Source organism: Streptomyces sp. NPDC001515 (assembly GCF_053597115.1).
In genome coordinates, this window is record NZ_JBSFHN010000017.1 from 176,438 (window position 1) to 185,820 (window position 9,383).

At 72.9% G+C, this 9,383-nt stretch carries 8 protein-coding genes; 1 reads left to right on the forward strand and 7 read right to left on the reverse strand.

Annotated features, from left to right (window positions below; all coding sequences use genetic code 11):
• Nucleotide 1 precedes the first annotated feature (1 nt).
• The 7 genes from ACWCXC_RS19875 to ACWCXC_RS19905 all read right to left on the reverse strand — a co-directional run bounded on the left by ACWCXC_RS19875 (nucleotide 2) and on the right by ACWCXC_RS19905 (nucleotide 7,681).
• On the reverse strand, nucleotides 2-829 hold the full coding sequence (locus ACWCXC_RS19875) for an HAD hydrolase family protein (RefSeq protein WP_450890096.1): 828 nt from the start codon (nucleotides 827-829) through the stop codon (nucleotides 2-4).
• Nucleotides 826-1,662, reverse strand: coding sequence for an inositol monophosphatase family protein (locus ACWCXC_RS19880; RefSeq protein ID WP_450681630.1), 837 nt, complete (start codon nucleotides 1,660-1,662; stop codon nucleotides 826-828). The genes ACWCXC_RS19875 and ACWCXC_RS19880 overlap by 4 nt, the downstream gene beginning before the upstream one ends.
• The gene (locus tag ACWCXC_RS19885) at nucleotides 1,659-2,471 is read right to left on the reverse strand and encodes an HAD family hydrolase (RefSeq protein ID WP_450681631.1); all 813 of its coding nucleotides are present in this window, start codon (nucleotides 2,469-2,471) and stop codon (nucleotides 1,659-1,661) included. Before ACWCXC_RS19885 ends, ACWCXC_RS19880 begins: the two co-directional genes overlap by 4 nt.
• On the reverse strand, nucleotides 2,468-3,259 hold the full coding sequence (locus ACWCXC_RS19890; protein WP_450681632.1) for an HAD family hydrolase: 792 nt from the start codon (nucleotides 3,257-3,259) through the stop codon (nucleotides 2,468-2,470). Before ACWCXC_RS19890 ends, ACWCXC_RS19885 begins: the two co-directional genes overlap by 4 nt.
• Nucleotides 3,247-4,422, reverse strand: a complete 1,176-nt coding sequence (locus ACWCXC_RS19895; RefSeq protein WP_450681633.1) for an ABC transporter ATP-binding protein — start codon at nucleotides 4,420-4,422, stop codon at nucleotides 3,247-3,249. Before ACWCXC_RS19895 ends, ACWCXC_RS19890 begins: the two co-directional genes overlap by 13 nt.
• A gap of 4 nt (nucleotides 4,423-4,426) precedes the next feature.
• Nucleotides 4,427-6,316 carry an ABC transporter permease gene (locus ACWCXC_RS19900; RefSeq protein ID WP_450890097.1) on the reverse strand — a complete coding sequence of 630 codons (1,890 nt, stop codon included), beginning with the start codon at nucleotides 6,314-6,316 and terminating at the stop codon, nucleotides 4,427-4,429.
• A gap of 147 nt (nucleotides 6,317-6,463) precedes the next feature.
• A complete protein-coding gene (locus ACWCXC_RS19905; RefSeq protein ID WP_450681635.1) occupies nucleotides 6,464-7,681 on the reverse strand; it encodes an ABC transporter substrate-binding protein in 1,218 nt (405 codons plus the stop codon).
• A gap of 276 nt (nucleotides 7,682-7,957) precedes the next feature.
• On the opposite strand from ACWCXC_RS19905, the gene ACWCXC_RS19910 reads away from it, so the two are divergent.
• Nucleotides 7,958-9,265, forward strand: coding sequence for a phytase (locus ACWCXC_RS19910; RefSeq protein WP_450681636.1), 1,308 nt, complete (start codon nucleotides 7,958-7,960; stop codon nucleotides 9,263-9,265).
• Nucleotides 9,266-9,383: the final 118 nt, after the last annotated feature.

Here is a 9,383-nt window from a genome sequence, read left to right on the forward strand (position 1 = left end):
GTCACGCCGACCGGTCGCCGCCCAGGATGCGGTCCACCAGATCGGCCACCGCGCCCTCGGAACAGGGGGCGACCACGATGTCCGCGGCCTCCCGTACGTGCGGGTGGCCGTCGCCGACCGCCGCGCCGAGGCCGGCGAGACGGATCATGGCGGTGTCGTTCGGGTTGTCCCCGATGGCGGCGACCCGGGAGGTGTCCACGCCGTACCGGGCGGTCAGCACCCGCAGCGCGGCGTCCTTGCCGGCGCCGGGCGGGAGGATCTCCAGATACGTGTCCTCCGACTGGACGAGGAGGGCGTCCGGGCAGTGGGGGCTCACCAGGGCGGCCAGCAGGGCGGGACTCCGGCCGTCGGAGATCAGCATCACCTTGACGGGCGCGCGCTCCGGCGGGGCGGTGAGCAGGGCGATGCGGTCGCGGCGGGCGTAGTCCGCCAGCGCGGGGGCGGCGCGCAGGACGCGGGCGTCGCCGCCGCTGAAGCCGACCGCGCCCACCCCCTCGGGGAGCGCGGGCAGAACCAGGTCCCGGAGGCGGGGCCAGACGGGGCCCAGGTCCAGGTCCAGCAGATGGTCCCCGGTGCGCGGGTCGGTGATGCGGGCGCCGTTGCAGAGGATCATCGGGGTGTCCAGGCCCAGTTCGCGGTGGTACGGGGCGGCGGACTCCTCGGTGCGGCCGGTCGCGATGAAGACGGTGCCGCCCCGGTCCCGGAAGCGGCGCAGAGCCGCGACGCTCCGGGGGACGAGGCGGAGGTCCCGGTCGACGAGGGTGCCGTCCAGGTCGGTGACGATCCACGGGTGGCTCAGCCGGGCGGCGGGCGGGGCGGAGAGGGTCATCGGGGCGTCCCGGCGGCGCGGGCGGTGTACCAGGAGACGAACGCGCGCAGGGCGTGCGGCTCCAGGTCGCGGGTGTGCGCCAGGTAGCACGGCTGGTCCCAGCCGGGTTCACCGCCGAACGGGACGTAGGTCCCGCCCGCCCGGCCGACGAGCAGATGGGCGGCGCAGATGTCCCACGCGTTGACGGTCGTGCCGAGGGCGGCGTCGCACCAGCCCGCCGCCACGTGCGCGAGCGTCAGCGCGGCGCTGCCGGTGCGGCGGACGGTGCCGTAGCGGGAGACCAGCTCGGCGAACCGCCGGGGCGACTCGGGGTCGCCGGAGGCGAGTTCCCTGCTGTTGGGGAAGCCGGTGATGAGGAGCGCGTGGGACTCGTCCCCGGTCCCGGCCGACACCAGCGGGCGGTCCCCGAGCCGGGCGCCGGAGAGATCGGCGGAGAAGACGTGGCCCGCGATCGGGTCGACCACGGCGGCGGCGACCGGGCGGCCGTCCACCACCGCCCCGATCGCCGTGCAGAAGAAGGCCAGTCCGTGGGCGAAGTTCGCCGTGCCGTCGATCGGGTCGACGTACCAGGAGACCCGGCCGCCGCCGTCGCGGCGCCCGCCCTCCTCGCCGATGACCGTGCTGTCGGGCACCTTGCCGAGCAGGGCCTCTCGGATGCGTTCCTCGGCGCGCCGGTCGTGCTCCGTCACGGGGTCGTGCTCGTCGCGCTTGAACTCGACGTCCATCCGGCCCCGGAAGGCCGTGCGCAGGTCGGGGGCGACGGCGAGCGCGGCCTCCACCGCCACGCTGCGCAGATGGGCGGAGAGTGCCACGGTCTCGTCGGTCTCGTTCACGGGTGTTCCTCTCGGTCGGCCGCGGCGGGCCCGGTCAGCGCGGTGCGCAGGAGTTCCAGAAGCCCCTCGCCGTCGTGGACGACGGTGTCGGGCCGGGGGCGGGCATCGGGGTCGAGGCGGTCCCTCGGGCGCATCAGAATCGTGCGGCCGACGCCCGCGCGGACCCCGCACAGCACGTCCCGGTCGTAGTTGTCGCCCACGTACCAGCAGTCCGCCGGGTCGGTGTCCAGGGCGCGGGCGGCCAGCAGGAGGAGTTCCGGGCCGGGTTTGCGGTGCCCCGTCTCGTCCGAGTAGACCTGCACGTCCAGGTGGGCCGCGACGCCCACGGCCGCCGCCCGCTCCCGGTTGAGCGCGCCCACCAGGGTGTTGCTGACGATGCCCGTGCGGACCCCGTGCTCCTTGCAGAGCCGCAGGGCCTCCGCCACGGCCGGTACGAGGACCTTGTCGCTCTCGGCGGCGACCAGGGCCCGGCACAGCCCGGTCGCCTCGGCGCTCACGGCGGCGCGCGCCGGTTCTGGCCAGTCCGCGGCGATGAACTCCGTCCACAGTTCGCGGTGGGTGACCTCGCGCGGGGCGGCGGAGCGGGCGTGGCCGTCCTTCCAGCGGCTGTACGCGGCGCGGCCGGCGCGGATGTCGTGGAGGACGCGGTCCCGGTCCAGGCCGGCCAGCCCGCCGGCCAGGGCGAGGACCTGATCCGCGAACGCGGGGAGGCGCTCGGGGCGTTTGACCGACCGGACCAGGACGCCGCCGTGGTCCAGCAGCAGGGCGCGCGGCGCGCCGCCGCCGTGTTCGCGCGGGGTGGTGGTCATCGTGCGGCGCCCGGCGTCTCGCACGCGGCGGTCAGGAGGTCGCGCAGGCCGTCGGGGTCGGCGACCACGGCGTCCGGTTCGGCCCGGACCGCGTACGGGCGCTCGTAGGTGCCGCGCGCCTCCATCAGCACGCAGCCGCCGACCCCGGCCCGCCGGCCGCACAGGACGTCGCGGTCGAAGTGGTCGCCCACGTACCAGGTGTGGGCGGCGGTCGTGCCGAGGGCGCGGGCCGCGAGATGGATCATCTCCGGATTGGGCTTACGCACGCCCGCCTCGTCGCTGTAGACCTGGAGGGCCAGCCGCTTGTCCAGACCGGTCGCGCGCAGGTAGTCGCGGTGCACCGCCCCGCTCAGCGCGTTGGAGACGATCGCGACGGGGATGCCGAACCGGTCGGCGGTGTCCAGGAGTTCGTCGATGCCCGAGCGGGTCTCGCGGTCCTGGCGCAGCTCGCCCTGGCGCCGGCACAGCACGGCGGCGTGGGCGGTGACGAAGGCGAGGGCGGCCGGGGGCCAGTCGGCGGCGACGAACTCCGTCCAGTAGCGGTGGGCGGTCATCTCGACGGGAGCGGCCGGCCGGGACATGGCGTTCTTCCAGTGCGCGTCGGCGGTGGCCGCCGCCCTGAGGTCGCCGGCGATGTCGTCCGTCGACAGCGCGTCGCAGCCCGCGGCCACCAGGTCCCGGTGCAGTTCGGCGGCCAGCTCCTCGGCCCAGGAGGGGCGGTTGGTGGTGGCGACGACGACGCCCCCGAAGTCGAGCAGCAGGGCGGTGGGTCGGATCAGCTGGTCCACGGTGCGGTCTTCTCCTTGCCGGCCAGGGGGGCGGGGTGCGCGGAAGCGGCGGGGGCGTCCGGGAGGCGTGCCTGGCCTCCGTCGAACAGGTGCAGATCGCTCAGCGAGACCGCGCAGCGCACGGTGTCGCCGGGCGCGGCGGCCACCTGCTGGAACGACACCAGGTACAGCTCCGTGTCCGAGGCGTTCAGCGAGACCGTGGTGCTCGACCCGGTCGGCAGGACGGTGGTGACGGTCGCGTCGAACTCCAGGACCCCGTCCGGTGCCGGGCCGCCGGAGTCCGGCCGGGTGCCGATGCGCAGCGACTCCGGGCGTACGCCGACGGTGCGCAGTCTGCCGCTCAGTTCGGGGCGTTCGGCCACGATCCGGTCGTGGACGGCGCCGCGGAACGGGCCGTCGACGTCGGTGCCCACGTCGAAGAGGTTCATCGGGGGGCTGCCGACGAACTGCGCCACGAAGGTGTTGGCGGGGCGGTGGTAGACCTCCAGCGGGGGTGCGAGCTGCTGCACCTCTCCCTTGTTCATGACGACGACGTGGGTGGCCATCGTCATGGCCTCCAGCTGGTCGTGCGTGACGAAGACGATGGTGTGGCCCGTCTCGTCGTGCAGACGCTTCAGTTCCGCCCGCATTTCGAGGCGCAGTTGGGCGTCCAGGTTGGAGAGCGGTTCGTCCAGGAGCAGCACCTCCGGGTTGACGACCAGCATGCGGGCCAGCGAGACGCGCTGCTGCTGACCGCCGGAGAGCTGCGCGGGGTAGCGGTCGGCCGCCCAGTCGATCTGCATCATCTTCAGCGCCTTCAGGGTGCGTTCGGCCCGTTCGGCGGCGCGGACCTTCCGTACCCGCAGCCCGAACTCGACGTTCCTGGCGACCGTCAGATGCGGCCACAGCGCGTAGTTCTGGAAGACCAGACCCATGCCGCGTTCCTCGGGAGGGACGAAGATCCCCTGCTCCACGCTGTCCCGGACCCGTCCGCCGACCTCGATCGTGCCGGCGTCCAGGTGCTCCAGACCGGCGATCATGCGGAGCGTGGTGGTCTTCCCGCAGCCGGACGGGCCGAGCAGGCAGGTGAAGGAGCCGTCGGGTATCTCCAGGTCGAGGTTGTCGATGGCGGGGGGATGGGAGCCGTAGCTCTTCCGCACCGCGGTGAGCGCAATGGTGGGCATGGCATCAGCCTCCGAGTCCCGAGGACAGGTTGGTCTTGGTCAGGCGCTGGGTCAGGTAGGTGGCGAGGAAGGAGATCAGGGAGATGACGAGCACCACCGCGTTCGCCATCTGGTCGTAGGCGTAGTCGACGAGATTGATCGAGAGCGTGGTGAGCAGCTGGGTCCCGGTGGTGGTCAGCATGATCACGATGCTGAGTTCCTTGAGCCCGGAGATGAAGGGGAGCACCACACCGGTCACCAGCGCGCCGCGCTGGATGGGGACCACGACCTTGCGCATCCGCGTGAACCAGCCGGCGCCCGTCACCTGCGCGGCCTCCTCCGGCTCCGGCCCGAGCTGCATCATCGCGCTGATGCCCGACCGGGAGGAGTACGGGAGGTGGGTCACGGCCAGGACGACGACGAGCAGGGTGACGGACCCGTACAGGGCGGGGACGGGCCCGCGCCGCACGGCGAACAGGGTGAGGAACGCGGCGGCGAAGGCGATCCCGGGGACCATGTACGGGAGGAAGCTGATCTGCCGGAGCGCGGTGCCCAGGCGGCTGCTGCCCGCGCGGACCACGACGTAGCCGATCAGCAGCCCCACCGCCCCGCAGATCAGCGAGGCGAGGCCGACGATGCGCAGGCTGTTCCAGGCCGCGTCCCACAGCTGGGTGCCGCGCAGGACGCCGTGCGGGAAGCCGGGGGCGCCGGCGATGTGCTCGCCGATCCAGTACTTCAGCGTGAAGTTGTCGGCGCTGAACACCCCGGGCGTCTTGGTGACGGTGGACAGGGCCAGGGTCCCGACGGGGATGACCACGGCCACGGCGAAGATGGTCAGCGCGACGGCCAGCGCGACGGGGCGCCAGCGGCCCAGCGGGCTGATCCGGTCCATCGCGCCCTTGCCGCCGACGGTCACGAACCGTCGCTGCTCGCGCACCAGCCGGGTGTCGATGACGATCACGACGATGCCGATCGCCACGATGACGCCCGCGAGCACGGCGGTGACGCCCTGCTGGTGGTCGTGGACGGCGCGGAACAGCGAGGTGGACAGCAGCTCGTAGTTGACCGGGAGGCCGAGGATGTACGGCGTGCCGAACGTGCCGAGGATGCGGCCGAAGACCAGCAGGACGGAGGAGGACATGGCGGGCAGCATCAGGGGGAAGGTGATCCGCCCGAGGACCGTGCGCCGCCTCGCGCCCAGGACGCGTGCCGAGTCCTCCAGCTGGCTGTCGATGCGGCGCAGCGCGTTTCCGAACAGCAGGAGGACGAAGGGGTAGTAGTGCAGCCCCAGGCAGATGATGATCGGCACCGCGCCGTAGGCGAGCCAGTCGGGGGTGTGGACGCCCCATGCCTCCAGCAGGCCGATCTGGCCGCCCGAGCTGTCGTTCTTGAACAGGGCCAGCCAGGCCAGGGCGAAGGTCCAGGACGGCAGCATGTACGGGACGACCAGCGCCGTCGACAGCCATCTGCGGCCGGGGACGTCGGTACGGGTGAGCAGCCAGGCGGCGGTCGCGCCGAGGAGCACCGCGAGCAGGGTGACGCCGAGGGCGACGACCACGGTGTGGCGCAGCGGCTCCCAGAAGAGGATGTCGCTGACCGGCGAGCGGAAGACGCGCCACAGGTAGTAGCCGGTGAGCGCGCCGACGGACTGGCCGGACTTCCCGTCGTCGCCGACCTGGACGCGCGCGGCGTCGGAGAGCACCGCGACGAGCGGGGCCACGACGAGGTAGAGGAGCAGGAGGACGAGGATGCCCCCCACCACGTACGTCGGTTCGTGGCGGAGCACGTTCACGCGGTAGCGCAGGCGGTTCAGTCGTCCGGAGCGGCCGCCGGCGGGGCCTCCCCTCCCGGCCGGGGCGGGGTCCGGGCGGGGCGGATCGGCTGCGGGGGCGGAGTCGGGGTCGGCCACGGCCATGGGTGGTCTCCATCGAGGGTGCGGGGTCCGGCCGGCCCGTCGGGGGGAGGCCGGGCCGGCCGGAGGGGGCTGGGGCCGCCGGTCCGGACCCGCCCGGGAGCCGGCGTGATCCGGAGGAACGGCCCTGGGGGGCGGGGGGCGGCGCGGTCAGTTGTGGCTGAGGCGCCACAGGTCCTGCATGGCCTCCGTGTCGGCGAAGTCCTTCGCCAGGTACTTCGGGTCGAAGGCGAAGAGCTCCTTCTTCCAGTCGGTCAGTCCGGGCGGGCTGAAGGACCCCTGCGGGACCGCCGTGCTGCCCGAGATGCCGCCCGCGCCCATCTCGTGGTCGATGCCCTCGGCGGTGAGGACGAAGTGGGTGAAGAGCTTGGCGGCGTTGGGGTGCTTGGTCTTGGTGGCGATCGCCCCGTACTTCGGGTAGAGGTAGCCGCTCCAGGGCTTGAGCGTGTCGCAGACCCGCATCGCGTAGTGCTTCTCCTCGATGTCCCGGAACTTGGCGTTGGACACCAGGCCGATGCGCGGCTGCTTCTGGTTGGGGGAGGCCACCGCGGCGGCCACGTCGTCGTCGGCGGACGTGAGGACGGGATCGTTCTCCGCCAGCCTGGCGACCCACTCCTCGGCCGCCGTCTTCCGCGAGGTCTTCAGCTCCTCGCCGGGGTGCGCGGCCCGGTGGGCGTCACGCAGCGCCTGGTCGGCGCCGTTGGACAGCTGGTTGAACCACTCGATGATGTTCGGCTTGCCCAGCGGGTCCTGGAGGGCGACCTTGCCCTTCCACTCGGGTCCGACGAGGTCCCAGATGTTGTCGACCGGGCACCCTTCGGGGAAGAGCTTCGGGTTGTACACCCAGACGTTGGCCTTCTGGAGCACGAGCAGCGGGCTGCGGTTCGCCGCCGGGACGTCGTCCGCCAGATCGGCGGGGATCCAGGTGCGGACGACCTTCTGCGGCAGCAGCTCGCCGACGAGGCTGGGGCCGTCCTCGTACAGGGTCATGTCGATGGTGACGTTGTCGGCCTGCGCCTCCCTGGTCATCTTCTCCAGGGTGTCGCCGACCTTGTTCTTCACCCCCGTCGCCTTGATGCCGTACTTCGCCGTGAACGCCTCGGCGACCTTGGTGATGTCGCCCGAGCTGTCGTAGACGGTGATCGCGCCCTCCTTCTTCGCGGCGGCCACCAGGGCGTCCAGGTCGAAGTCGGCGGGGTCGTCGATCTCGGCGGACGGGGCCGCGGTTCCGGGGGCGGCCGCGTCGTCGCCCTGCCGGCTCGACGGCGCGCAGGCCGTCGCCCCGGCGAGTACGGCGAGCAGGGCCGCGAGGGCGATTCCCGGAACCGGTCGTTGCGTGGGTCTGATGCGGCGCGTACTGCTGGACAATGCCTGACCTCCTGCGTGGGCCCGGCGGAGCCGGGCTGCTCCTGGGTGGGTCGGCCTTCTCCGCAACGGGTCGGGGCGACTTGGGGAGCAGCTTCCGCCCGCCTTCTTCACTATGTCAAGACATGCTGATGTAACTCTCCGGAAATCCGGGGGCGTTGGCGAGCGGCCCGCCGGCCCATGTCCGGACCCTTTTACGTCGGCAGCCTTTTATGTCAGCACATACTTATGTACTGTCCTGGCCATCCCGCACCGCCCAACCCACTTCCGGGAGGCACGATGCACCTGTCCAGACGTCTGACCACGGTCGGTCTGGCCGCGGCGATCGCCGCACTGCTGGCGGCACCGGCACACCCCGTGGCCGCCGCAGGCACCCCGTCCGTCCACGCCGTCAGCGAGACGCCCGCCCTCTTCGACGACGCGGCCGGCGGCGACGCCAACGCGGACGACCCCGCCATCTGGTTCAACGCGGCGGACCCCGACGCCAGCCTCGTCATCGGCACGGCCAAGCAGGGCGGCCTGCGCGTCCACGACCTCGACGGGCACGAGATCCAGTCGATCCCCGCCCCCGCCGCACCCGGCCCGGACAACGAGCCCGGCCGGTACAACAACGTCGACCTGCTGGCCGGCCTGTCGGTCAAGGGCACCCGCACCGACATCGCCGTCGTCTCCGACCGGGGACGCGACCGGCTGCGGATCTACGGGATCGACCGCCACCACCCGGACGCGCCGCTCACCGACCTGACCGACCCCGCCGCACCCCGGGTCTTCAGCGCCACCGAGGCCGAGGTGGACGACCAGCGGACCGCCTACGGGCTCGCCACCTGGCGCAACGCCGCGAACGGCCGCTACTACGCGCTCGCCAGCCAGCGCCACACCACCCGCCTGGCGCTGCTGGAGCTGACCGCCACCGCGACCGGGACGGTCACCTACCAGCGCGTGCGGACCCTGGACCTGCCCGCCTCGTTCGCCATCGGCGGCGGCGTCACCTGGACCCCGTGCGACGAACCCGGCCGCACCCCGCAGGTCGAGGGCATGGTCGTGGACGCCGAGCGCGGCGTCCTCTACGCGGCACAGGAGGACGTCGGCATCTGGCGGATGCGCGCCGACCTCACCGGAACGCCCCGCATGGTCGACAAGGTGAAGGAGTTCGGCATCCCCGGGACGTACGACCCGGTGGCCGACGAATGCGTCGCCGGGGCCGACCCCGGGGTCGGCGGCAAGCACATCACCGCCGACGTCGAGGGGCTGACGATCTACCGCGAGGACGACGGCGAGGGATATCTGCTCGCCTCCAGCCAGGGCGACAACACCTTCGTCGCCTACGAGCGCGAGGACGACAACGACTACGTCGGCAATTTCCGGGTCGCCCCCGGGTCCGGCGCCGGGGCCATCGACGGCTCCGAGGAGTGCGACGGCGCGGCGGTGCTGAACGCCCCGCTGGGCGACGCGTATCCGGACGGCCTGCTGGTGGTGCACGACGGCTTCAACGCCCCGGACAGCATCGGGGAGGACGGCGAGGTCCGCACCAACACGAACTTCAAGTTCGTCGACTGGAACGACGTGGCCGACGCCCTGGACGACTGACGGCCCCGGGGCGGCGGGGGGGGCGCGGGCGCGGCGGGGCGCGGCCCCCCCCCCCCCGCGCGGCGCGAGAGGCCGGGCGCCCCCCAGCCGGGCGGCCAACAGCCCCCCGCGCGGGGCG